23 protein-coding genes are annotated in these 22,653 nt (G+C 73.2%); 13 read left to right on the top strand and 10 right to left on the bottom strand.

The annotated features are described in order from the left end of the window. Window positions 1-37 precede the first annotated feature (37 nt). The 5 genes from CLV35_RS06685 to CLV35_RS06665 are packed head-to-tail and all read left to right on the top strand — an operon-like array spanning window position 38 to window position 5,532. Window positions 38-1,384, top strand: a complete 1,347-nt coding sequence (locus CLV35_RS06685; RefSeq protein WP_121192680.1) for an ABC transporter substrate-binding protein — start codon at window positions 38-40, stop codon at window positions 1,382-1,384. Between the two features lie 3 nt (window positions 1,385-1,387). Continuing rightward, window positions 1,388-2,353 (top strand): carbohydrate ABC transporter permease, encoded by a 966-nt coding sequence (locus CLV35_RS06680; protein ID WP_231121561.1) that lies wholly within the window; start codon window positions 1,388-1,390, stop codon window positions 2,351-2,353. Between the two features lies 1 nt (window position 2,354). Beyond that, the gene (locus CLV35_RS06675; protein ID WP_121192679.1) at window positions 2,355-3,254 is read left to right on the top strand and encodes a carbohydrate ABC transporter permease; all 900 of its coding nucleotides are present in this window, start codon (window positions 2,355-2,357) and stop codon (window positions 3,252-3,254) included. After that, a complete protein-coding gene (locus CLV35_RS06670; RefSeq protein ID WP_121192678.1) occupies window positions 3,251-4,528 on the top strand; it encodes a 6-phospho-beta-glucosidase in 1,278 nt (425 codons plus the stop codon). Before CLV35_RS06675 ends, CLV35_RS06670 begins: the two co-directional genes overlap by 4 nt. Then, window positions 4,525-5,532, top strand: a complete 1,008-nt coding sequence (locus CLV35_RS06665; RefSeq protein ID WP_231121560.1) for an N-acetylglucosamine kinase — start codon at window positions 4,525-4,527, stop codon at window positions 5,530-5,532. Before CLV35_RS06670 ends, CLV35_RS06665 begins: the two co-directional genes overlap by 4 nt. On the opposite strand, the gene CLV35_RS19960 is transcribed toward CLV35_RS06665, so the two are convergent. The 5 genes from CLV35_RS19960 to hemE are packed head-to-tail and all read right to left on the bottom strand — an operon-like array spanning window position 5,529 to window position 7,756. After that, complete coding sequence (locus CLV35_RS19960) at window positions 5,529-5,699, bottom strand: hypothetical protein (protein WP_183061852.1); 171 nt, start codon at window positions 5,697-5,699, stop codon at window positions 5,529-5,531. The genes CLV35_RS06665 and CLV35_RS19960 overlap by 4 nt on opposite strands. After that, complete coding sequence (locus CLV35_RS06660) at window positions 5,696-5,983, bottom strand: hypothetical protein (protein ID WP_121192677.1); 288 nt, start codon at window positions 5,981-5,983, stop codon at window positions 5,696-5,698. The genes CLV35_RS19960 and CLV35_RS06660 overlap by 4 nt, the downstream gene beginning before the upstream one ends. Continuing rightward, complete coding sequence (locus CLV35_RS06655) at window positions 5,980-6,300, bottom strand: hypothetical protein (protein WP_121192676.1); 321 nt, start codon at window positions 6,298-6,300, stop codon at window positions 5,980-5,982. The genes CLV35_RS06660 and CLV35_RS06655 overlap by 4 nt, the downstream gene beginning before the upstream one ends. After that, the gene (locus CLV35_RS06650; RefSeq protein WP_121192675.1) at window positions 6,297-6,653 is read right to left on the bottom strand and encodes a PRC-barrel domain containing protein; all 357 of its coding nucleotides are present in this window, start codon (window positions 6,651-6,653) and stop codon (window positions 6,297-6,299) included. Before CLV35_RS06650 ends, CLV35_RS06655 begins: the two co-directional genes overlap by 4 nt. A gap of 47 nt (window positions 6,654-6,700) precedes the next feature. Beyond that, the gene (hemE, locus tag CLV35_RS06645; protein ID WP_183061851.1) at window positions 6,701-7,756 is read right to left on the bottom strand and encodes a uroporphyrinogen decarboxylase; all 1,056 of its coding nucleotides are present in this window, start codon (window positions 7,754-7,756) and stop codon (window positions 6,701-6,703) included. Window positions 7,757-7,923: 167 nt separating this feature from the next. Between hemE and CLV35_RS06640 the strand changes: the two genes are divergently transcribed. Then, complete coding sequence (locus CLV35_RS06640; RefSeq protein ID WP_121192673.1) at window positions 7,924-8,151, top strand: hypothetical protein; 228 nt, start codon at window positions 7,924-7,926, stop codon at window positions 8,149-8,151. 1 nt (window position 8,152) lies between these two features. Continuing rightward, window positions 8,153-8,836, top strand: coding sequence for a DUF3000 domain-containing protein (locus CLV35_RS06635; RefSeq protein ID WP_231121559.1), 684 nt, complete (start codon window positions 8,153-8,155; stop codon window positions 8,834-8,836). A 53-nt stretch (window positions 8,837-8,889) separates the two neighbouring features. Here the strand turns inward: CLV35_RS06635 and CLV35_RS06630 are convergent, their stop codons facing one another. Both CLV35_RS06630 and CLV35_RS06625 read right to left on the bottom strand, forming a co-directional pair. Next, window positions 8,890-9,951: a LacI family DNA-binding transcriptional regulator gene (locus CLV35_RS06630; protein WP_121192672.1), complete on the bottom strand. Its 1,062-nt coding sequence runs from the start codon at window positions 9,949-9,951 to the stop codon at window positions 8,890-8,892. Then, window positions 9,920-12,388 carry a glycoside hydrolase family 3 N-terminal domain-containing protein gene (locus CLV35_RS06625; protein WP_121192671.1) on the bottom strand — a complete coding sequence of 823 codons (2,469 nt, stop codon included), beginning with the start codon at window positions 12,386-12,388 and terminating at the stop codon, window positions 9,920-9,922. The genes CLV35_RS06630 and CLV35_RS06625 overlap by 32 nt, the downstream gene beginning before the upstream one ends. Window positions 12,389-12,738: 350 nt before the next feature. Here CLV35_RS06625 and CLV35_RS06620 point away from each other — a divergent pair, with 350 nt between their 5' ends. From CLV35_RS06620 to CLV35_RS06600, 5 genes are all read left to right on the top strand, one after another. Beyond that, entirely contained in the window at window positions 12,739-14,148 is a 1,410-nt protein-coding gene (locus CLV35_RS06620; protein ID WP_121192670.1) for an extracellular solute-binding protein, read from the top strand. A 77-nt stretch (window positions 14,149-14,225) separates the two neighbouring features. After that, complete coding sequence (locus tag CLV35_RS06615; RefSeq protein WP_121192669.1) at window positions 14,226-15,062, top strand: carbohydrate ABC transporter permease; 837 nt, start codon at window positions 14,226-14,228, stop codon at window positions 15,060-15,062. A 1-nt stretch (window position 15,063) separates the two neighbouring features. Next, the gene (locus CLV35_RS06610; protein ID WP_121192668.1) at window positions 15,064-15,960 is read left to right on the top strand and encodes a carbohydrate ABC transporter permease; all 897 of its coding nucleotides are present in this window, start codon (window positions 15,064-15,066) and stop codon (window positions 15,958-15,960) included. 269 nt (window positions 15,961-16,229) lie between these two features. Next, complete coding sequence (locus CLV35_RS06605) at window positions 16,230-16,862, top strand: response regulator transcription factor (protein ID WP_121192667.1); 633 nt, start codon at window positions 16,230-16,232, stop codon at window positions 16,860-16,862. Window positions 16,863-16,888: 26 nt separating this feature from the next. Further along, window positions 16,889-18,145 carry an HRDC domain-containing protein gene (locus CLV35_RS06600; protein WP_121192666.1) on the top strand — a complete coding sequence of 419 codons (1,257 nt, stop codon included), beginning with the start codon at window positions 16,889-16,891 and terminating at the stop codon, window positions 18,143-18,145. A 6-nt stretch (window positions 18,146-18,151) separates the two neighbouring features. Here CLV35_RS06600 and CLV35_RS06595 read toward each other — a convergent pair whose 3' ends face one another. Together CLV35_RS06595 and CLV35_RS06590 are read right to left on the bottom strand one after the other, a co-directional pair. Then, window positions 18,152-18,361, bottom strand: a complete 210-nt coding sequence (locus tag CLV35_RS06595) for a hypervirulence associated TUDOR domain-containing protein (protein WP_121192665.1) — start codon at window positions 18,359-18,361, stop codon at window positions 18,152-18,154. Between the two features lie 48 nt (window positions 18,362-18,409). Then, window positions 18,410-19,609: a GNAT family N-acetyltransferase gene (locus tag CLV35_RS06590; RefSeq protein WP_147431899.1), complete on the bottom strand. Its 1,200-nt coding sequence runs from the start codon at window positions 19,607-19,609 to the stop codon at window positions 18,410-18,412. 150 nt (window positions 19,610-19,759) lie between these two features. Between CLV35_RS06590 and CLV35_RS19700 the strand changes: the two genes are divergently transcribed. Then, on the top strand, window positions 19,760-20,626 hold the full coding sequence (locus CLV35_RS19700) for a hypothetical protein (RefSeq protein WP_147431898.1): 867 nt from the start codon (window positions 19,760-19,762) through the stop codon (window positions 20,624-20,626). A gap of 8 nt (window positions 20,627-20,634) precedes the next feature. Here CLV35_RS19700 and dxs read toward each other — a convergent pair whose 3' ends face one another. Continuing rightward, the gene (gene dxs / locus CLV35_RS06580; RefSeq protein ID WP_121192662.1) at window positions 20,635-22,533 is read right to left on the bottom strand and encodes a 1-deoxy-D-xylulose-5-phosphate synthase; all 1,899 of its coding nucleotides are present in this window, start codon (window positions 22,531-22,533) and stop codon (window positions 20,635-20,637) included. Between the last annotated feature and the right edge of the window lie 120 nt (window positions 22,534-22,653).

The following is a 22,653-nucleotide window of genomic DNA, read 5'->3' as shown; positions in this document are numbered from 1 at the left end:
ACCCACACCACGCACGCCGTCCCGGAGGTTGACCCCGATGAAGCGCAGTCTCGCCACCCTCGCCCTCGCGGCGAGCATCCCGCTCGCGCTCTCGGCCTGCACCGGGGGCACGAGCGGGGGCACCTCCGCCGGCTCCCCCAGCGTCGCGACCTCCGTCGACGCCGCGAAGCCGGTGACCATCACGTTCTGGCACGGCTGGAGCCAGCCGCACGAGCTCAAGGCGATCAACGCGACGATCGCGTCGTTCGAGAAGGCGCACCCCAACATCACGGTGAAGTCGACCGGCAACATCACCGACGACAAGATCCTGCAGGGCATCCGCTCGGGCAACGGTCCCGACGTCGTGTCCTCGTTCACGACCGACAACGTCGGCGCGTTCTGCAACGGGGCGCTGGTCAACCTCGACCCGCTGCTGAAGGCCTCGGGCATCGACAAGGACACGACCTACGTCAAGACGATGGTCCAGTACACCTCCTTCAAGGGCGTGCAGTGCGCGCTCCCGCTCCTCGGCGACGCCTACGGGCTCTACTACAACAAGGCGATGTTCGCGGCCGCCGGCATCACCGCCCCGCCGAAGACGTTCTCCGAGCTGAAGGCCGACGCGCTCAAGCTCACGAAGCAGACGTCGACCGGCTACTCCCAGCTCGGCTTCATGCCGCTGTTCCACATGTACGAGAACGCGCCCGCGCACTGGATGTCGCAGTACGGCATCACCTGGCTCGACAGCTCGGGCAAGTCGGCCCTCGCCTCCGACCCCAAGGTCACGGAGTTCCTGAAGTACCAGAAGGACCTCGTCGACTCGCTCGGCGGCGCGGCGAAGCTCGAGAAGTACCGCGCGACCTTCGGCGAGGAGTTCTCCGCGCAGAACCCGTTCGAGGCGGGCAAGGTGGCGATGGCCATCGACGGCGAGTGGCGGGTCGCCTCCATCAAGGCCGACGCCTCCAAGGTCGACTACGCCACCGCGCCGGTGCCGGTGCCCGACGAGCTCGCCGACACCTACGGCCGCGGCTACATCGGCGGCACCATCGTCGGCATCTCGAAGACGAGCAAGCAGCAGGCCGCGGCCTGGGAGTTCACCAAGTTCCTCACCACCGACACGCAGTCGCTGGTCAACTTCGCCAACACCATCAACAACGTCCCCTCGACGCCCGCCGGGCTCGCCTCCCCCGACCTCTCGAAGGACCCGGAGTTCCAGACCTTCATCAAGGTCGCGGGCAACCCGAACACCACCACCACCCCAGCGAGCCCCAACGGCGGTGAGTACCAGGTGCTCTTCCAGAACTTCGCCTACGACTACGAGTCGGGCAAGGTCTCCGACCTCGCCGCCGGCCTCGAGAAGGTCGACAAGCAGATCGACAAGGCCAACGCCCAGACGGCCGGCTGACCCGTGGCGACCCTCGACCTGTCCGCCGCGGTCTCGCCCGGGCTGCGGCGGAGGCGGCGCAAGCAGCGCCTGACGATCCTCGCGTTCCTGTCGCCGTGGCTGCTCGGCACCGGACTGCTGTTCCTCTACCCGCTCGCCTCGACGGTCTACTTCTCCTTCGAGCACTACGACCAGATCAACCCGCCCACGTGGGTCGGCCTGCGCAACTGGAGCTACGTCTTCACCGAGTACGCCGGCTTCTGGCCCGCGATGCGCAACACCTTGTGGCTCGTGGTGGTCATGGTCTCGCTGCGGGTCGTCTTCGGCCTGGGCATCGGACTGCTCGTCACCAACCTCAAGACCGGCAGCAAGCTCTTCCGCACTGTGTTCTACCTGCCGTTCCTCGCTCCACCGGTGGCAGCGACCATCGCCTTCGCGTTCCTGCTCAACCCCGGCAACGGCGCGGTCAACACCCTGCTCGGGCACCTGCACCTCGGGCAGCCTGGCTGGTTCACCGACGAGCACTGGGCCAAGCCCGGCCTCACCGCCCTGGCCCTGTGGGGCATCGGCGACCTGATGGTGATCTTCATGGCCGCCCTGCTCGACGTGTCGCGCGAGCAGTACGAAGCCGCCTCGCTCGACGGGGCGCACGCGCTGCAGAGGTTCCGCTACGTCACGCTCCCGACGATCCGGCCGATCATCCTGTTCGCGGTCGTCACCGGCATCGTGCAGACGATGCAGTACTACACGCAGGCGATCATCGCCGGCAAGGTCGCCAGCGGCGTCGTCGACTCCCCCGGCACGTCGTTCGAGCCGGGCTACCCCCACGGCTCGACGCTGACCCTGCCGCAGCTCGTCTACAGCCTCGGCTTCCAGCACTTCGACACCGGCTCGGCCTGCGTCGTCGCCCTCGTGCTGTTCGCCCTGGCGATGGCGTTCACCGCGCTGCTGATGCGCCGCGGCTCCGGGCTTCTCGGCGAGGAGGACTGAGGTGGCATCGACCACGGCACCACTGCGTACCGTTCCGGCTCCCGCTGCACCCGCGGTGCGGCGGCGGCCCCGCAGCCGTCAGCAGACGCTCCAGTGGGTGGCGCTGCACAGCCTGGCCGTCGGGCTCGCGCTGCTGTTCGTCCTGCCCTTCGTCTTCCTGCTGCTGACCTCGCTGATGACCGACCGGCAGGCGCTCACCACCGACCTGTGGCCGCGGCACTGGCGCTTCGCCAACTACGTCGACGTCTTCCACGCCTCGGGGTTCCTCACCTGGTGGAAGAACTCGTTGGAGTACGCCGTGCTCGGCACCCTGCTGACGCTGCTGTCGAGCATCCCGGTGGCCTACGCGCTCGCCCGCTTCCGCTTCCGGATGCGGCGGCTCGCGCTCATGGTCGTGGTGGCGACGATGATGCTGCCGCCGCAAGTGGTGATCATCCCGATGTACCTCGTGTGGGCCAAGCAGTTCCACCTCAACGGGACGCTGTGGCCGCTGATCATCCCGATGGCGTTCGGCGACGCCTACTCGATCTTCCTGCTGCGCCAGTTCCTGCTCACGATCCCGCAGGAGTACCTCGACGCTGCGCGCGTCGACGGGTGCGGTGAGCTGCGTACGCTGCTCCGGGTCGTCCTGCCGATGGCGAAGCCCGCGATCGTCGCCGTCGGGCTGTTTCAGTTCTTCTACTGCTGGAACGACTACTTCGGCCCGCAGGTCTACGCGTCCGAGAACCCGGGGGCATGGACGCTGTCCTACGGCCTCGAGTCGTTCAAGGGTGCCCACCACGCCAACTGGAACCTCACCATGGCCGCCACGCTGCTGGTCATGGCCCCAGTGGTCGTGCTGTTCTTCTTCGCGCAGAAGGCCTTCGTCGAGGGCGTCACACTGACAGGAGTCAAGGGATGAAGCTGGCCGTCATCGGTGGAGGGTCCACCTACACCCCCGAGCTCGTCGACGGCTTCGCCCGGCTGCAGGCCGAGCTGCCCGCCGACGAGCTGGTGCTCATGGACCCCTCCGAGCAGCGCCTCGAGCGAGTCGGAGGGCTGGCCTCGCGCATCTTCGCCAAGCAGGGACACCCCGGACGCGTCACCACGACCACCAGCGTCGAGGAGGCGGTGGAGGGCGCCGACGCCGTGCTCCTCCAGCTGCGCGTCGGCGGGCAGGCGGCCCGCCAGCGTGACGAGACCTGGCCGCTCGAGTGCGGGTGCGTCGGCCAGGAGACCACTGGCGCCGGAGGCCTCGCGAAGGCGCTGCGCACCGTACCCGTCGTCCTCGACATCGCTGAGCAGGTCGCGAAGCGCGCACCCGAGGCGTGGATCGTCGACTTCACGAACCCCGTCGGCATCGTGACACGCTCCCTGCTGCAGGCGGGCCACCGCGCAGTGGGCCTGTGCAACGTGGCGATCGGGCTCGAGCGCTGGTTCGCGAGCCTGCTGGAGGTCGAGCCCGCGCGCATCCGGCTCGACCACGTGGGCCTCAACCACCTGACCTGGGAGCGCGGCGTGCGCCTCGTCGACGCCGACGGCACCGGCGAGCGGGACGTGCTGCCCGAGCTGTTCGAGCGCTTCGGCACCGAGATCGCCGGGCACATGCACCTGCCTGAGCCCCTGCTGCGCCGCCTGGGCACCGTGCCGTCCTACTACCTGCGCTACTTCTACCAGCACGACGCGGTGGTGGAGGAGCTGCGCCACGAGGAGAGCCGGGCGGCTACCGTCGCCCGCATGGAGGCCGAGCTGCTGGAGATGTACGCAGACCCCGCCCTCGACACCAAGCCCGCGCTGCTCGAGAAGCGCGGCGGCGCCTACTACTCCGAGGCGGCGGTGGCGCTGGTGCGCTCGCTGCTGCTCGACGGGGGCGACGTCCAGGTGGTCAACGTGCGCAACGGCTCGACCCTGCCGTTCCTGCCCGAGGACGCGGTGGTCGAGGTGCCGGCGCGCGTCGACGCGTCGGGGGCCCACCCGCTGCCCGTGGCTCCGCTCGAGCCGATCTACGCCGGGCTGGTCGCCGGCGTCACGGCCTACGAGCACCTGGCGCTGGACGCGGCGCTCCACGGCGGGCGCGACCGGGTCTCGAACGCCCTGCTCGCCCACCCGCTGGTCGGGCAGTGGGACACCGCGGAGCGGCTGACCGACCTGCTGCTGGCCAACAACCGCGAGCACCTGCCCTGGGCGACGGCGTGACCCACCTGCTGGCCGTCGACGGGGGCAACAGCAAGACCGACGTCGTGCTGCTCACCGACGCGGGCGAGGTACTGGCCACCGGGCGCACCGGAGGCTTCCACCCCCACTCGGTCGGTGCCGAGGAGGCGGTCGCCCGGCTGGCGCCCTGCGTCGAGCAGGTGCTCGCCGAGGCCGGCGTCGCCCGGGTCGACCACGTGTCGGCGTGCCTGGCCAACGTCGACCTGCCCGCCGAGGAGGTCGAGGTGCTGGCCCGGCTGGAGAAGGCGGGCTGGGGAGCCGAGACGGTGGTCGCCAACGACACCTTCGCCGTGCTGCGCAGCGGCACCGACGAGCCGCGCGGCGTCGCCGTGGTGTGCGGGGCGGGCATCAACTGCGTCGGGCTGCTGCCAGACGGCCGGTCGGCCCGCTTCCCCGCTCTCGGCATGCTGACCGGCGACTGGGGCGGCGGCATGGGCCTCGCGAGCGAGCTGATGTGGGCCGCCGCCCGCTGCGAGGACGGGCGCGGCCGCCGCACGCTCCTCGCCGAGCGCGCGGCCGCCCACTTCGGGCTGCCCACCGCAGTGGCGGTGGCCGAGGCCGTGCACCTGCGGCGCATCGACGCCGGGCGGCTGCACGAGCTGGTGCCGGTGCTGTTCGCGGCCGCCCGCGAGGGCGACGCGGTGGCCCTCGAGATCGTCGCCCGCCAGGCCGAGGAGATCGCGCTGCTCTCGACGATCGCCCTGACCCGGCTGGGCATGCTCGACGCGCCTGCGCCGGTGGTGCTCGGCGGCGGGGTCCTGGCGGCCCGCGAGCCGCTGCTCGTCGACGGCATCGCCGAGCGGCTCGCCCGCACCGCGCCCTGGGCGGTGCCGCACGTCGTCGACGCGCCGCCCGTGCTGGGCGCGGCACTGCTCGGGCTCGACCTGCTCGTCAGCCGCGGCCTGCTGGCCGACGACGAGCGACGCACCGCCGAGCAGTCTCTGCGCATGGCGCTCGGGCGAGGACGTGCACCAGCGGCCGGCTAGGAGGAGCGCCTGCGCGCCTCCCGGCGGGCCTTCTTCAGGGCCGGGTCGTACTTCGTGCCGACCAGCGGGTTGCCCTGGTGCTCGGGACCGAGGTCGGCCGGGCCGAAGACCTTCATGAGCTTGCGGCGCAGCCAGCTCCGCGGAGGTCCCTCGCCGCGAGCGCTCACTCCTCGCTTCCCCCGGCCTGGGGGTCGGGGCGGTCCTCCACCGTCCAGCGGCCCGTGGCGTCGGGGCGCACCGCGAGGTGCTGCCCCGCGTCGGTGACGACGTAGAGGTCGCTGTCGTGCAGGGCGTCGGTCTCGTCGCCGGCGTCGGTCGGCCGCTCGCGCAGCGAGGCGGTGCCCGCAGCGGAGTTGAGGCTGGCGCCCCCCATGCGGCTGCCCAGGGGACCCGTGCCGAACGACGGCTCGCCCCCGGTGTTGCCGGTCGAGTCCACGTGCTCCTTGCTCATCGCGCGCTCCGATCGTCGGGCCGGACTTCCATGTCGATGACGTGCTCCTCGCCGTGGCGCCGGACCGCACGCTGCTCGTCGGTCAGCGTCTCACCGCTGAGCTCGATGTCGGTGATCTCCTGGATCTCGTTGCGGACGCTGTCGCCGTGGTAGGTCTCCCCCGGCGCCACCGCGTCGGAGGCCGGCAGGTGCCCGCCCGTCGCGGGCTCGCCCGCGTAGTCGCCCTCGTCGGGGGCCGCACCCTCCCAGTCGCGCACCGCCTGCGGCGCCAGCAGGCTGTCGGCGGGCGTGCTCGCGGTCTGGTCCTGCTCGGTCACAGCACTGCTCCTGACGCGTCGGCGGGGCCGCCCTCGGTGGGCTCGAAGGGCAGCGGGTGGTCGAGACCGTAGTGCTCGTAGAGCTCGGCCTCGTCCTCGGCGCTGAGGTTGCCGGCGTCGGGGTCGAGCACCGGCGCCTGGACGATGGTGTCGGTCGTGAAGGGCACGCGTACGCCGTCCGGCACCTGCTCGGCGGTGCGCAGCGGCACGAAGCGGGGGCCGTCGTCGAAGCCGACCGCCACCCAGTCCGGCGACTCGCCGCCGGCCCGGCGGTAGACCGCCAGGACGGCGCCCACCGTCTTGCCTCGGCTGTCGAACACGTGCCCGGTCTCGAGGGCTCTCTCGTCGATCATGACCCAGCCATACCCAGCCGGGCTGCCGGCCAACAGCGCGGCGGAGGTCAGCGGGCGGTGCGCTCGTGCACCAGCTCGACCACCCGCTGCAGCACGCCCGGGTCCGTGGCGGGCAGCACGCCGTGGCCGAGGTTGAAGACGTGGGCCGGCAGCCCCTCCGCCGCGTCGAGCACGCCGAGCGCCTCCCGCTCGACGACGTCCCATGGCGCCAGGGTGACGGCGGGGTCGAGGTTGCCCTGCAGCACCCGGCCGGGCACGCGGCGGGCCGCCTCGTCCAGGGGCACCCGGAAGTCGACGCCGAGCACGTCGGCGCCGGCGTCGGCCATCGAGCCGAGCAGTTCGCCGGTGCCGACGCCGAAGTGGATCCGCGGCACCCGGCCGGCGAAGCGCCCGAGCACCTGCGCCGACCACGGCGCCACGTGGGCGTCGTAGTGCCGGCGCGGCAGCACGCCCGCCCACGAGTCGAACAGCTGCACCGCCGAGGCGCCGGCCTCGACCTGCACCTCGAGGAACGCGGCGCTGATCGCGGCGAGCCGGCCCATCAGGGCCGACCACAGCTCGGGCTCGCCGAGCATGAGGGCCTTGGTACGCGCGTGCTCCTTCGACGGACCGCCCTCGACCAGGTAGGTGGCGAGGGTGAACGGCGCACCGGCGAAGCCGATCAGGGGGGTCGGCCCCAGCTCGGCGACCAGCGCGCGGACCGCCTCGGTGACGTAGGAGACGTCGTCGGGCTCGAGCGGGCGCAGCTGGGCGAGGTCGGCGGCGCTGCGCACGGGGTGGGCGATGACCGGCCCGACGCCGGGCACGATGTCGAGGTCGACGCCGATCGCCTTGAGCGGCACCACGATGTCGCTGTAGAAGATCGCCGCGTCGACGGCGTAGCGGCGGACCGGCTGCATCGTGATCTCGACGACCATGTCGGGCCGGGCGCAGGACTCGAGCATCGGCACGCCCTCGCGCAGCGCGCGGTACTCCGGCAGCGCGCGACCGGCCTGGCGCATGAACCACACCGGGGTGCGGCTGCCCCGGCGCCCGGCGCAGGCCTCGAGGAACGGCGAGCCCGCGAGGGGGCGGCTGGCAGTGTCTGTCGCGGTGCTCGTCACAGCGTCGATGGTCCCAGACCGGCGGGGGCCCCGCGACACGCCGGCTCCGGGCGGGGCCGGGTCCGTGACTCTGTCAGTGGTGCGTGCGACCGTGGGCGTGCTGGTCCCCGAGGGCCGGCAGCGCGCTCGAGCTCGGAGCGCGTCGGAGCGAGCGAGGAGAGATCGTCATGACGGGTCGCAGCGCCCTGGTCCTGCACTGGTGCGCCGACTGCCGCGAGGTGCGGGCCTTCGAGACCCCGCACTGCGAGGACCACGTCGAGTGCCCCGAGCTCGCGTGCATCGAGTGCGGCACCGCGGTCCTGCTCGGCAGCCTGCTCGACGCCGACCTGGCCTACGGCGTGGGCGCCCCGGGCGCTGCCGCCGCACGCTCGTGGTCCTCCGCGCGCACGGCCTGAGGTGGTCGACGCTGTCGAGCGCTCGGCCCTCCCCGCCCGCTCAATCGACCCCGCGCGCCCCGCGGCGGCCGTCACGGCGCTCGGCGTCGTGCGCTCCGCCCCGCTCGTGCCGCGCCGGCCGGTGACCGAGGACCCGCTCGCCCGCTGGGAGGCCATGGCCGCCGGCCTCCCGGGGGTCCGCGTGCGCCCCGAGCTCGAGGTCGACCTCGCGCCCGGGCCGGCCCGGCTGGCCCCCCACACCGCCGCCGTCACGGCCGACCTCGTCGTCGACGACGAGGAGCTCGCGACCGGCCGGCTGGTCCTGCTCCACGACCCCGCCGGACACGACGCCTGGCAGGGCGACACCCGCCTGGTGGCCTACCTCAAGGCCGACCTCGAGGCCGACATGGCGGGCGACCCGCTGCTGGCCCAGGTCGCGTGGGGCTGGCTGCTCGAGTCGCTCGCCGACTGCGGCGCCGAGCACGTCGAGGCCAGCGGCACCATCACCCGCGTGGTCAGCGAGGGCTTCGGCACGATGTCGGAGCGCACCAGCGCCCAGGTCGAGCTGCGCGCGTCGTGGACCCCGGTCCTCGACGACCCGGCGCGGCTGGTCGACCACAGCGCCGCCTTCGGCACCCTGCTCTGCCAGGCGGCCGGCCTGCCGCCGCTGCCGCCCGGCGTCGCGGTCCTCGGCGCCACCCGCTGAGCCGCTGAGCCGCTGAGCCGCCGACTGTTGGGCCGCTGGGCCGAGCAGCAGCGTCAGTCGCGCAGGGGGCAGGTCGAGCGGCGCACCACGAGCTCGGTGGCGAGCTCGACGTGGTGGGAGTCGACCTTGCCGCCCGAGGCCAGGCGCAGCGCCGTCCGCAGCGCCACGGCGCCCATCTCGCGCAGCGGCTGGCGCACCGTCGTCAGCGGCGGGGACGACAGGCGGGCGACCTGGGTGTCGTCGAAGCCCACGACGCTGAGGTCCTCGGGCACCCGCAGCCCGCGCGACCGGGCGGCCTCGATGACGCCCAGGGCGAGCTCGTCGTTGCCGGCGAAGACGGCGGTCGGCGGCGTCGGGAGGTCGAACACCGCGTACCCGCCCCTGACGCCCTCCTCGTAGCGGAACGGTCCGGTGCGCACGTAGCCGGCGGGCACCTCCGCGCCGGCGGCCTCCATCGCCCCGCGGAAGCCGAGCATCCGCGCCTGGTTGCACCCTGCCTGCGCCGGTCCGCCGAGGTAGGCGATGCGGCGGTGGCCGAGCGAGAGCAGGTGCTGGGTGGCAGCGATGCCACCCGCGAAGTTGGTCGACCCGACGCTGGCCATGCGCGCCTGCGGCGTGTTGAGCGGGTCGATGACGACCATCGGCAGGCGCACGCGGTTGAGCGCCGCGAGGTCGCGCTCGGTCATCTCGTTCGTCACGCCGATGACGGCCCGCCGTCCGGCCGCGGCCGCCTCCCGCGCCCAGGACGCGGGTGCGGAGCCGCTGCTCCCGGCGGCGCGCACGCTGAGGACCACCGAGACGTCGAGCTCGGACGCCTCGTCGAGCACCCCCTGGATGACCTCGGTCGAGTAGCTCGTCAGCTCGCCCTGGAAGAACAGCTCGACGGTCGGCGCCTCGACCGGGTCGGGGCGCCGACCGACGTAGTCGTGCCGGTTGAGCAGCTCGAGCACCCGTGCGCGGGTCGAGGCGGAGACGTCGCTGCGCCCGTTGAGCACCTTCGAGACCGTGGCGACCGAGACGCCGGCCGACGCCGCGACGTCGGCGAGCGTGGCCCGGCCGGTCGGGGCGCTCGTCACGGCGGTGCTAGGCGACGCTGCCCGCGACGACGCGCGCATCCTCGTCCGCCTCTCGTGGGACCAGCTCGACCGGGGTGGTCAGCACCCGGTCGTGACCGACGGTGCGCACCGGCCCGGTGACCCGCACGGTCGCCCGCAGCGGCAGCTCGGCCGCCGACGTGCCCACCAGCACCTGCACGTCGCCGGGCTCGACGATGCGGCGCAGGTCGGGCGCGGTGTAGGCCGTGCGGTCGGCGTGCACGGTGAAGCGCACGTCGCTCGCCGCCCCGGGCTCGAGCGCGACGCGGGCGAAGCCGGTCAGCGCCTGGAGCGGGCGGGCGACCTGAGCCACGACGTCGTTGAGGTAGAGCTGCACGACCTCCTCGCCGGCGCGCTCGCCGGTGTTGCGGACCGTCACCTGCACGCTCAGCTCGCCGTCGGTGCCCATCGTCCGGCTGCTCAGCTGCAGGTCGCCGAGCTCGAAGCTCGTGTAGGACCGGCCGTGGCCGAAGGCGAACAGCGGCGTCGCGTCGAGCGTGCTGATGCCGGCGCTCCCGGCCGAGCCGAGGGCGGGCTGGAGGTAGGTGCTGGGCTGCCCACCGGGGGTGCGGGGCACCTGCACCGGCAGGCGCCCGGCGGGGTTGAGCCGGCCCGAGAGGACGCCGGCGATCGCGGCGCCGCCCTCCTCGCCCGGCATGAACGCCTGCACGAGCCCCGCCGCCGCGCCGTGGACCTCGCCCAGCGCGTAGGGCCGGCCGGACACGACGACGACGACGACCGGCGTACCGGTCGCGAGCAGCTCCTGCAGCAGGTCGGCCTGGACACCGGGCAGCCGCAGGTCGGGTGCGTCGCAGCCCTCGCCCGAGCTGCCGTTGCCGAACAGGCCGGCGAGGTCGCCGACGAGCGCGACGCAGAGGTCGGCCCCGCGCGCTGCCTCGACGGCGGCCGCGAACCCGGAGCGGTCCTCGCCCAGCACGGTGCAGCCGCGCTCGTGCACGACCTCGACGCCCGGCAGCTCGGCCCGCAGCGCGTCGACGGCCGTGGGCACCTCGAGCCCCAGCCCGAGCTCGGGGTAGCGCGGCAGCACGTGGTTGGGGAAGGCGTAGCAGCCCATGAAGGTGCGCGGGTCGTCGGCGCACGGGCCGACGACCGCCACCCGCCCCAGCACCGGTCGCCCCTCGCCGGCCAGCGGCAGGGCGGTGCCCGCGTCGAGCAGCACCACCGAGCGCTCGGCCACCTCGCGCGCCAGCGCCCGGTTCTCGGCCGAGTCGAGCTCGACCGCGGCGTCGCGCACGGAGCCCTCGGGGGTCCATCCCGCGTCGAGCAGGCCCAGCTGGGCCTTGTGGGTGAGGTGGCGGCGGGCGGCGCGGTCGACGAGGTCCTCGGGGAGCTCGCCGCTGCGTACGCGTCTGACGAGGCCCGCACCGAAGCCGAGGGTGTCGGGGAGCTCGACGTCGATGCCGGCGCGCAGCGCCAGCACCCCCGCCTCCGCGTCGTCCGCCGCGACGTGGTGCATCGAGGCCAGGAACGGCACGGCCCAGTAGTCGGAAACGACGGTCCCCTCGAAGCCCCACTCCTCGCGCAGCACCTCGGTGAGCAGCCACGCGTCGGCACCGGCGGGCACGCCGTCGACGTCGGAGTAGGAGTTCATGACCGAGCGGGCGCCGCCGAGCGCGACGGCCGCCTCGAAGCTCGGCAGGACGACGTCGAGCAGCTCGCGGCGGCCCATCGAGACGGGGCCGTGGTTGCGGGCCGCGCGCGAGGCGGAGTAGCCCGCGAAGTGCTTGAGGGTCGCGACGACGCCGGCGCTCTCGAGGCCTCGGACGTAGGCGGCGCCGAGCACGGAGACGAGGTACGGGTCCTCCCCCATCGTCTCCTCGACGCGGCCCCAGCGGTAGTCGCGCACGACGTCGAGCACGGGCGAGAGCCCCTGGTGCACGCCGACGGCGGCCATGTCGCGACCGATCGCCGCGGCCATGCGCTCGACGAGCCCGGGGTCGAAGGTCGCACCCCAGGCGATGGCGGCGGGGTAGACGGTGGCGCCGAAGGCCGTGAAGCCCGTGAGGCACTCCTCGTGGACCAGTGCCGGCACGCCGAGCCGCGAGCCCTCGAGCACCACCCGGTGCTGGCGCACCAGCTCGGCGACGCCCTCGGCGACCGTCAGCGGCACGCTGCCGAACACGCGGGTCAGCTGGCCGAGGCCGTGGCGGCTCGCCTCCTCGAGGGGCACGGTGCCGGAGGCGGCGAAGACGTCCTGCATCGGCGCGACGATGAGCTCGTGGTCAGTGGTCTGCGGTGGTTCGACCGCTTCTGCACCGGGTGCGGCGTCGTCCGCGTGCATGTCGTTGCCGACCCAGCGGCTGCCGAGCTGGGCGACCTTCTCCTCCAGCGTCATGGCGTCGAGCAGCAGCTGCACGCGCTCGGCGACCGGTCGAGAGGAGTCCTGCCACGGACGCAGGTCCCCGTGCGGCGACGGGGACGAGGGCGGGGCTGTCATGGGCGCGGAACTCCTCGTGGACCGGGGAACCTCGACTGGCGGCGGCAGCCAGGACCGTCAGGTTCGAAACTGTTTCGATGCGCTTCCGAGACCTCGCCGTGACCTCTCCGAGACCTCGCCGAGAGCGCGATTTGCCTGTGTGGCAGCGCTTCGACCGGGTCTCACAATGAACCTTGCGACCGAAACCTGCAAGGTGCTTGACACCTCCATTTCCGAAACCTACGTTGCCAGTTGCGGTACGAGTCCGGCTCCGCGCGCAGCTCAGGCGCGGGCGACGGTGACCGCGCCACACGACCGAACCCGCCGCGGCCAGCCCTCGGCTCTCGAGTACGGAGATCAGAGTGGATCCCATGACGACGTCACGTCGGAACTTCCTTCGCGTCGCACTGGCGGGCACGGCCGGCGCCGGCCTCGCCGCGTGCGGCAGCTCGGGCCCCAGCGGCGGCTCCACGGGTGCCAGCGGCGGCGGCACCAGCGCCGCCCCGGCCGCGAGCGGTGCCGCCAGCGGCGGCGCGGCGGCACCGGCCGCCGTCAAGGGCAACGCGTCGTACTGGTTCCTCAACGGCCAGCCGCAGCAGGGCGTGCGCGAGAACCAGGTCAAGCGCTTCAACTCCTCGCACCCCGGCGCGACGCTGAAGCCGACCGAGTTCCAGAACGACGCCTACAAGCAGAAGATCAAGACGGCCATCGGCGCCGGCCAGGCCCCCACCCTGATCTGGGGCTGGGGCGGCGGCGGCCTCAAGAGCTACGTCGACGCGAACCAGGTCCTCGACCTGACCGACTTCGTCAACGGCCCGGCCTCCGCACTCAAGAGCAAGATCTTCCCGAGCGCCTTCGGTGCCGCGACGGTCAACGACAAGGTCTACGCGCTGCCGGTCGAGACCGTCACGCCGATCATCTTCTACTACAACAAGGACGCCTTCGCGAAGATCGGCGCCGAGCCCCCGCAGACGTGGGGCGACATCATGGACCTCGTGCCCAAGTTCAACGCCAAGGGCATCGCGCCGTTCTCGCTCGGCGGCCAGTCGCGCTGGACCAACATGATGTGGCTCGAGTTCCTGCTCGACCGCATCGGCGGCAGCGAGGTCTTCCTCAACGTCTTCAACGGGCAGAAGGACGCCTGGTCCGACCCGGCCGTCAAGGACATGCTCACCAAGGTCCAGGACCTCGTGAAGGCCAACGGCTTCATCAAGGGCTTCTCCTCGATCACCGCCGACTCCAACGCCGACCTCGCCGTCTTCTACAGCGGCAAGGCCGCGATGATGGTCCACGGCGCCTGGACCTACGGCACGATGAAGTCCCAGGGCGGCAGCTTCGTCAAGGACGGCAAGCTCGGCTACATGAACTTCCCGGCCGTCGACGGCGGCAAGGGCGACCCGAGCGACACCACGGGCAACCCCGGCCAGTACCTCTCGATCTCCTCGAAGGCCTCGGCCGAGGAGCAGGCCGTCGCCAAGCAGTTCCTGCTGGACAACACCCTCGACGACGCCTCGATCAAGGACTGGGTGGCCACCGGCGCCGTCCCGGTCGTGCAGGGCACCCGCGACCAGCTCGCGGCCCAGCCCGACAAGGGCGACTCCGACTGGCTGACCTTCAACTACGACATCGCGAGCAAGGCCAAGGTCTTCCAGCAGTCGTGGGACCAGGCGCTGCCCCCCACCCAGGCCGAGGTCCTCCTCGACAACATCGCCAAGCTGTTCCAGCTCCAGGTGACCCCCGACAAGTGGATCGCCAACATGAACGCGGTCATCGGGAAGTGAGCACCGCCGCTCCGCCCGCCGCGCGGGCCACCGTCCATCGGACCCCGCACGCCGGGCGGAGCGGGTCCGTCTCCTGGATGGCTCTCCCCGCGCTGATCTTCTTCATCGCCTTCGGCGTCGTCCCGCTGCTCGGCGTGCTGGTGCTCAGCTTCTGCCAGTGGGACGGCATCGGCGACATCCACCCGGCGGGCTTCGACTCGTGGCACGCCGTGCTCAGCGACCCTGGCCTGCCGCACGCGATCTGGGTGACCTTCGAGGTCATGATCCTGTCGTGGGCCGTGCAGACCCCGCTGAGCCTGATCATCGGGGTGTTCCTCGCCGGCAACCAGCGCTACCGCGAGCTGCTCGCGGTGCTCTACTTCATCCCGCTGCTGCTGTCGTCGGCCGCCCTCGCCGTCACCTACAAGGCCCTGCTGGACCCCAACTTCGGCCTCGGGCCCGGACTGCACTTCAGCCTGCTGACCCGCGACTGGCTGGGCAAGGGCGGGCTCGCCATGGGCGTCATCATCTTCGTGGTGTCGTGGCAGTTCATCCCGTTCCACGCCCTCATCTACCAAGGCGGAGTGCGCCAGATCCCGGCCTCGATGTACGAAGCGGCGGCCCTCGACGGCGCCGGCCGGGTGCGCCAGTTCTTCTCGATCACCGTGCCGCAGCTGAAGTACACGATCCTGACGTCGTCCACGCTGATGGTCGTCGGCTCGCTGACCTTCTTCGACCTGATCTACGTCCTGACGGCCGGAGGCCCGGGCGACTCCACCCGGGTGCTCGCGCTCGACATGTACCAGCAGGGGTTCCAGGCGAACCTCATGGGACCTGCCAGCGCGATCGCGGTCATCATCGTCCTGCTCGGCCTCGGACTGGCGCTGCTCCTGCGCCGGATCGGCGGCACCGGCAGCCAGCTCGAGGGAGTCTGAGGTGGCGACCACCCTGCCGACGACCGGCACCGAGAAGCTCAGCAGCTCCGCCGGCGGGCCGACGCGTCGTCGCCGTCGCGGCGGCGAGCGCCCCAACTGGCTCGGCGGCCTGCTGGGCTGGGTGTGGCTGGCGATCGTCATCATCCCGATCTACTGGCTGGTCATCACCAGCTTCAAGCTGCAGGCCAACTACTTCGGCAGCAACCCGCTCAAGCCGCCGACCGACCTCGACTTCAGCAACTACAAGATGGTGCTGGACAACGACTTCGCGTCGTACTTCGTCAACAGCGTCGTCGTGGCCGCCGGCACGCTCATCCCCGCCGTGCTGATCTCGTTCATGGCGGCCTACGCGATCGTGCGCGGCGAGGGGCTCTTCCTCAAGAGCACCAACTCGCTGTTCCTCATGGGGCTCGCGATCCCGCTGCAGGCGACGATCATCCCGGTCTACCTGATCATCATCAAGCTCCACCTCTACGACACCCTGCTCGCGCTGATCCTGCCGTCGATCGCCTTCGCGATCCCGCTCTCGGTGCTCGTGCTCTCGAACTTCATCCGGGACGTGCCGAAGGAGCTCTTCGAGTCCATGCGCGTCGACGGCGCCAGCGAGTGGGCCATGCTGTGGCGCCTGGCCTTCCCGCTGACCCGCCCGGCGCTCGTCACCGTGGCGATCTACAACGGGCTGCAGGTCTGGAACGGCTTCCTGCTCCCCCTGATCATGCTCACCAGTCCCAGCAAGCGCACCCTGCCGCTGGCGCTGTGGACATTCCAGGGGCAGTACGGCGTCAACGTCCCCGCCATCGCCGCGTCGGTCGTGCTCAGCACCCTGCCGATCCTGGTGCTGTACGTCGTCGGCCGCCGCCAGCTCCTCAGCGGCCTCACCGCGGGGTTCAGCAAGTAGCACCCCGCCCCGTCCCGTCCGAGCCGTCCCGGTGCCCTGAGCCCGGGGCGGCTCGGTCGTGTCCGGGCTGCTCCTCCGAGGCGCGTCACCCGCTCGGGCGCACGGAGGGCCGGCATTCCGCCATCCGTGGGCGCGCCGTGTCACTCCTTGGTGGGAACCAGTGCCCGCGCGCCGGGAGATCCCTCAGCACACCGCTGCTGCGTCGATGAGTACGGCACACCAGGCAGGACGCCAGGTGAGCTAGACCGGACACATCACGGAGGATCCCGGTGACCACCCTCGCCGACCGCACCCATGGCGCGGTCCCCGCCCAGCGCGCCCCCCGCTTCACCGCCCTCGTGGCGGTGGCCAACCCGTTCGCCCGCGAGACCCTCGCGCGCACCCTGCGCTCGATCGGCGCCCGCGACGTCCTCGAGGCCGGCAGCGCCGCCGAGGCCCGCGCCCGCGCCGCGTCGCACACCACCCGCGAGCTCGCGGTCGTCGCCTCCGGCCTGCCGGACGGCTCGGGCGTCAGCCTGGTCGCCGAGCTGCGCGCCCTGGGCTGGAACCGCGCCCTGGTGCTCGCCGCCACCGACGACCCGTTCGCGGTGCGCGCCGCGCTGGCGGCCGGCGCCCGCAGCTACGTCGTGATCGGCAGCGAGCCGACCCCGGCGAGCCCCGCCCCGGTTCCGACGGGCGCCGCGCGCTACTCGCCGCGCGGCCTGACCGCGAGCCTGTCCGCCCGCGAGATCGAGGTGCTGGCGCTGGTCGCCGACGGCCGCTCCAACAAGGAGGTCGGCGAGGCGCTCGGCCTGTCCGCCCTCACCGTCAAGAGCCACCTCGCCCGCATCGCCCGCAAGCTCGGCACCGGCGACCGCGCCGAGATGGTCGTCGTCGCCCTGCGTGCCGGAGTCATCGACTGAGCGCACGAGGCCTTAGGTTCTAGCCCATGAGCGAGGAGCCCGTCGTCGAGCCGGAGACCGGTCCGCCGGCGCCCGTGCTCGAGACGCGCGAGCCGGTGCCCGAGCCGGTCGCCACCCGCGCCGCGTTCGAGGACGCCGTGGCGCGGCTGGCGGCGGGCACCGGACCCGTCGCCATCGACGCCGAGCGGGCGTCGGGCTACCGCTACTCCGCCCGGGCCTACCTCGTCCAGCTGCGCCGCGCGGGCGCCGGCACCGTCCTCGTCGACCCGATCGGCCTGGGCGGCATGGCGGCGCTGGGCGAGGCGCTGCAGGACGCCGAGTGGGTCTTGCACGCCGCGAGCCAGGACCTGCCGTGCCTGGCCGAGGAGGGCATGCACCCCGGCACGCTGTTCGACACCGAGCTCGCCGGCCGCCTGCTGGGCATGCCGCGCGTCGGCCTCCAGGCCATGGTGCTCGACCTGCTCGGCTACCACCTCGAGAAGGGCTACTCCGCGGCCGACTGGTCGACGCGCCCGCTGCCCGAGCCGTGGCTGCGCTACGCCGCGCTCGACGTCGAGGTGCTGGTCGAGCTGCGCGACGCGCTCGAGCAGCGGCTCGCCGACGCCGGCAAGCTCGAGTGGGCGCGCGAGGAGTTCGCGGCGCTCGCCACCCCGCGCGCGCCGCTGGTGCGCGCAGAGCCCTGGCGGCGTACGTCCGGCCTCCACCGCGTGCGCAAGCGCCGCCAGCTCGCCGTGGTGCGCGAGCTCTGGACCACCCGCGACGAGGTCGCGCGCGACCGCGACATCGCGCCGGGCCGGGTGCTGCCCGACGCCGCCATCGTCGAGGCCGCGCTCGCCTCGCCCCGCTCGGTCGAGGAGCTCGTCGCCCTGCCGCTGTTCGGAGGCCGGGGCACGCGTCGACGGGCCGGCCAGTGGGCCGGTGCTGTCCGCCGCGCGCTCGCTCTCGACGAGGACGCCCTGCCCAGCGCGGGCGCGCCCCTCGACGGCCCGCCCCCCGCGCGTGCCTGGGCCGACCGCGACCCGGCCGCCGCCGACCGGCTGACCTTCGCCCGCACGGCGATGGGGGCGATCGCCGCCGAGCACTCGATGCCGGTGGAGAACCTGCTCACCCCCGACACCGTGCGCCGGCTGGCGTGGGACCCGCCCGTGCCGCTGACGGTCGAGGCAGTCGCCGAGTTCGCGCGCGCCCACGGCGCCCGGGAGTGGCAGGTCGGGCTGACCGCGGCGGCCCTGACCGACGCGCTCAGCAGGGCCGACGCGCTGGGCAGGGTCCCCGAGGACTGAGCCCGGCTACTCCTTGTGCAGGGCGCCCGGCTTGTGCACGGCCTCGCCGCCGGACTTCTCGCTCTTGACGAGGTACTGCGGGTCGTCCTTGCTCGCCTTCACGTCGCGCTTCGCGGCGTGCGTGTCGGAGGTGATCTTCTTCTCGACCGTGCCCTCGGCCTGACCGCCGTGGGAGTTCCAGGTCACCTTGTCGCCCTTGTGCAGTTCGTCAGCCATGTCCCAGGTCTACCCCTGCCCGCGGCCGCTCGCACGCCGGGACGTCGCCTAGAAGTAGTCGTTGGTCGCCGGCGCCGGCCCCGCGAAGGCCGCCGCGAGCAGCGCGTCGTCGGCCTCGCTGCCGCCCTCCAGCAACCCGGCCCGCCGCAGCAGCGCCGGGTCGGCGCCACCGGCGTACAGCACAGACAGGCCGCGTACGTGCAGCCGCGTCGCGCCCGAGCCGCCGGGCTCCAGCCGGGCCTCGCCGCCCTCCAGCACGAGGCGCCAGGTCGGCGATCCGGCGAACGCGCCGAGGACCCGGTCGCCCACGAAGTCCAGGTCGACCGTCCCGCGAACGTGCGGCGGCCAGCCCCGCGCCGCCACGGCACCGGGACCGTCGATCACCGCGAGCATCCAGGGCACCGCTGCTTCGGGTCGGATGCCGGCCCGGGGCAGCTCGAAGTGCACCGGGTCGTGCGCGGGGACGCGGAGCACGATCGTGCCGGTGACCGACGCCCAGCTGCCCAGCATGGCGAGCAGCCCCCGGCCCGCCGGGCCGGTGAGCGCCAGCAGGTCGCGCGCCTCCAGCCGGGACTTCTCGTCGTAGCCGGCGCCCCGCTGCCAGGCGCAGTAGCCCTGCACCACGCCGTCACCGTCCACCGCGAGCGTCGTGCCGGAGTGGCGGGCGAGGATCCGCGGCCAGTCGAACAGCGGGCCCTCGCGCTCGAGGTAGCCGTTGCCGGCGCGCGCGACCTCGCGGTAGACCCGCCGCACGGCGTCTATGTCGCCCGGGTCGTGAGGGTCCGCTGCCCGCAGGGTGATGCCCTCGGGGACACGCACCGACGACAGCGCCTCGGTCGGCACCGCCCAGGTGCACAGCAGCCCCGTCTGCTCGTAGCCCAGCGAGCGGTAGAGCGCCGGCGCGGTGCGGAACAGCGTCGAGACGACCGCGCCGCGCTCACGCGCTTCCCCGAGGGCCGCCTGCATCACCGCCCGCGCCACGCCGCCACCGCGGGCCTCGGCCGCCACGGCGACGCTCGCGATTCCGCTGCACCGCACCGCGCGACCGCCGAACCACTGCTGCTGGTCGCGCTCGGTCGCGTTGGCCACCAGCCGACCCCGCGCGTCCTCGACGCCCCACCGGGTGACAGCCGTCCACGACACCGGCTCGGGCGGGTCGGAGCTCACCCCGCCGAACGCGACCCGGCCGAGCTCGCGGACCGCGTCGTCGTGGGAGGGGTCGAGTCGGCGCGCGCGGGGGAGGGTCACGGTCGGCCATTCTGGTGCGTCGTCCGCCCCGGCGGGAGGGGCCACCACAGGACGGGCGTGTCGCTCGATCGGCTGGTAGGGCCTCGCTCGTTCGGGCGGGGCGCTCTCCCAGCGCGTGGCGCGGGGGCGTCCACGGCGTACGGTGCCCGGGTGCCCGTAGCAGACTCCTGGCGTGCCGTGCGGCGCGCCGTGCTGGCGGTCGCGGTGCTCGACGACGTCGACCTCGAGCCGCGCGACGACGGCGTGCTGCTGCCCGGTGCCCGCCCGCTGCTCGTCGGCTGGGACGAGCTGGCGTGGGCCGCCGGCCCGCAGCCCGACCAGGTCGATGCGGCGCGCGCCGGCGTCGCCCGGCACCTGCGGCTGCGCGGGGCCCTCGACGAGGTCGTCGCCGAGCCGGAGCTCGCCCGCACCCGGCTGCGGCTCCTCGCGCTCCCCTCGGCGCGCGTGCCCGACGGCGGCTGGCCGCTGCACCGCGTCGCGGGCGGCGCCCTCGCGGTCGGGCTCGGCCTGGCGCTCGAGCGCAGCGATGCACTGCCTGTCGTCGCCGTGCCGTCGGTGACCCTCGCCGCGGCCGGACTGGTGTGCGCGGCCGGGCGGGTCGGAGTGCCGGGCGCAGAGCAGGAGCTCGCCGTGCTCGAGGAGCACCTCGAGGCGATGGGGACGCTGGCCGGGGCCCGGCTCGCCCGGCTCCCCCAGCAGCTCGCGCCGGTCGGCGACAGCGACGTCCCCACGCTGCTCGCCAGCGCGAGCTTCCGGCGTGCGCTGGCCGCCGAGGACCCGTTGGGCATGCGCGGCGCGGTCGTCGCCTCACGGCGGCGCGGCTGGCTCGACCCCCGTCGGCTCGACCCGGCTCTCGCCTCGGTCGCCTACGAGCTGAGCGACCCCGACGACCGGGCGTTCGAGCGCCCGCTGCTCGTGACCGCCGAGGAGGTGAGCGAGGTACGCAGTGGTGGCCGCCCAGCTGAGATCGACCTGCGCGACCCGGTGACGCACCCGGGCCTGCCGACCCAGCGCTGAGCGGCCCGCTAGGAGAAGGTCGCGGAGCCGTAGCTCGCCGACAGCTTGGCGACCGCCTCGACGACCTGGCGGCTGACCTCCTGGGCGGTCAGGCCGATCTCGGCGTTGACCTCTGCGACCTTGCCGTGGTCGAGGAACTGCTCCGGGATGCCGAAGTCGCGCAGCGGGGTGAGCACGCCGGCGTCGCGCAGCGCCTGGGCGACCGCCCCGCCGACGCCACCGCGGCGTACGCCGTCCTCGACCGTCACGACGAGGTCGTGGCGGGCGGCGAGCGGCACGAGGGCCGGGTCCACCGGCTTGACCCAGCGCGGGTCGACCACGGTCACGCCGACGCCCTGGGCGGTCAAGCGGTCGGCGACCTCGAGGCAGAGCCCGGCCATGGCGCCGACCGAGACGATGAGCACGTCCTCGTCGCCCTCGCGGCGCAGCACGTCGCACCCGCCCACGGTGCCCACCGCAGGGATCGCGGCCGGCACCTTGCCCTTCGGGAAGCGCACGACGGTGGGCGCGTCGTCGACGGCGACCGCCTCGCGCAGCTCCTGGCGCAGCGTCTCGGCGTCGCGCGGCGCGGCCAGCCGCAGGCCCGGCACGACCTGCAGGATCGAGAGGTCCCACATGCCGTTGTGGCTGGCCCCGTCGTCGCCGGTGACGCCGGCGCGGTCGAGCACGAACGTGACGCCGCACTTGTGGAGCGCGACGTCGAGCAGCACCTGGTCGAAGGCCCGGTTGAGGAACGTCGCGTAGACGGCGACGACAGGGTGCATGCCGGCCGTGGCCATGCCAGCGGCGCTGGTGGTCGCGTGCTGCTCGGCGATGCCGACGTCGAAGACGCGGCCAGGGTAGGCGCGGGCGAAGGAGTCGAGCCCGACCGGGATGCACATGGCGGCGGTGATGCCGACGACGTCGGGGCGCGAAGCGCCGATCGTGACCATCTCGTCGGCGAACACGCTGGTCCACGACGTGCCGCTGGAGGCGAGCGGCTCACCGGTCTCGGGGTCGATGACGCCGACCGCGTGGAAGAGGTCGGCCTCGAAGCTCTCGGCCGGCTGGTAGCCGTTGCCCTTGCGCGTGATGGCGTGCACGATGACCGGCCCGCCGAAGGCCTTGGCCTGGCGCAGCGCGTGCTCGAGCGCGTCGATGTCGTGGCCGTCGACCGGCCCGACGTACTTCAGGCCGAGGTCCTCGAACATGCCCTGCGGGGCGACGATGTCCTTGATGCCCTTCTTCATCCCGTGCAGGGTCTCGAAGATGGGCTGGCCGACGACCGGGGTGCGTGCCAGCGTGGCCTTGCCCCAGTCGAGGAAGCGCTCGTAGCCGCGGGTCGTGCGCAGCGTCGCGAGGTGGCGCGCGAGCCCGCCGATCGTCGGGGCGTAGGAGCGCTCGTTGTCGTTGACCACGATGACGACCGGGCGGTCGCCGGCGGCGATGTTGTTGATCGCCTCCCACGCCATCCCGCCGGTCAGGGCACCGTCACCGATGACCGCGACGACGCGGCGGTCGCTGCGGCCCTGCAGCTGGAACGCCTTCGCCATGCCGTCGGCGTAGGACAGCGAGGTCGAGGCGTGGCTGTTCTCGATGACGTCGTGCGGCGACTCGGCCCGGCTCGGGTAGCCCGAGAGCCCGCCCTTCTGCCGCAGCGTCTCGAAGCCCTCGCGCCGGCCGGTCACCAGCTTGTGGACGTAGGACTGGTGGCCCGTGTCGAAGAGCAGCACGTCGCTCGGCGAGTCGAACACCCGGTGCAGCGCGAGCGTCAGCTCGACCACGCCGAGGTTCGGCCCGAGGTGCCCGCCGGTCCTGGCGACCGAGCGCACCAGGAAGGTGCGGATCTCGGCGGCCAGCGCGTCGAGCTGCGAGCGGTCGAGCCTGCGCAGGTCGGCAGGGCCGCCGATCGTCTCGAGCAACCCCACGCGGTGCGCCTCCCTCGTCCGTCGGTGCACTCCTGCGCACCGCTGTCCAGCCCACCGATCGTACGCAGCCTGCCCGCCGTTGGCACGCCACGCACCGCCGCGCTCCCCCGGACGCACCGC

It is taken from the genome of Motilibacter peucedani (assembly GCF_003634695.1).
Taxonomy (GTDB): Bacteria; Actinomycetota; Actinomycetes; order Motilibacterales; family Motilibacteraceae; genus Motilibacter; species Motilibacter peucedani.
Note: the sequence above shows the minus strand (reverse complement) of the source record. Positions and strands in the feature narration are given on the sequence as shown.

Bases quoted from the DNA above. Each gene is read 5' to 3' on its own strand.
- CLV35_RS06685 (WP_121192680.1), top strand. From the start codon at position 38: ATGAAGCGCAGTCTCGCCACCCTCGCCCTCGCGGCGAGCATCCCGCTC.
- CLV35_RS06670 (WP_121192678.1), top strand. From the start codon at position 3,251: ATGAAGCTGGCCGTCATCGGTGGAGGGTCCACCTACACCCCCGAGCTC.
- CLV35_RS06660 (WP_121192677.1), bottom strand. From the start codon at position 5,983: ATGAGCAAGGAGCACGTGGACTCGACCGGCAACACCGGGGGCGAGCCG.
- CLV35_RS06650 (WP_121192675.1), bottom strand. From the start codon at position 6,653: ATGATCGACGAGAGAGCCCTCGAGACCGGGCACGTGTTCGACAGCCGA.
- CLV35_RS06640 (WP_121192673.1), top strand. From the start codon at position 7,924: ATGACGGGTCGCAGCGCCCTGGTCCTGCACTGGTGCGCCGACTGCCGC.
- CLV35_RS06630 (WP_121192672.1), bottom strand. From the start codon at position 9,951: ATGCGCGCGTCGTCGCGGGCAGCGTCGCCTAGCACCGCCGTGACGAGC.
- CLV35_RS06625 (WP_121192671.1), bottom strand. From the start codon at position 12,388: ATGACAGCCCCGCCCTCGTCCCCGTCGCCGCACGGGGACCTGCGTCCG.
- CLV35_RS06620 (WP_121192670.1), top strand. From the start codon at position 12,739: ATGACGACGTCACGTCGGAACTTCCTTCGCGTCGCACTGGCGGGCACG.
- CLV35_RS06615 (WP_121192669.1), top strand. From the start codon at position 14,226: ATGGCTCTCCCCGCGCTGATCTTCTTCATCGCCTTCGGCGTCGTCCCG.
- CLV35_RS06600 (WP_121192666.1), top strand. From the start codon at position 16,889: ATGAGCGAGGAGCCCGTCGTCGAGCCGGAGACCGGTCCGCCGGCGCCC.
- CLV35_RS06595 (WP_121192665.1), bottom strand. From the start codon at position 18,361: ATGGCTGACGAACTGCACAAGGGCGACAAGGTGACCTGGAACTCCCAC.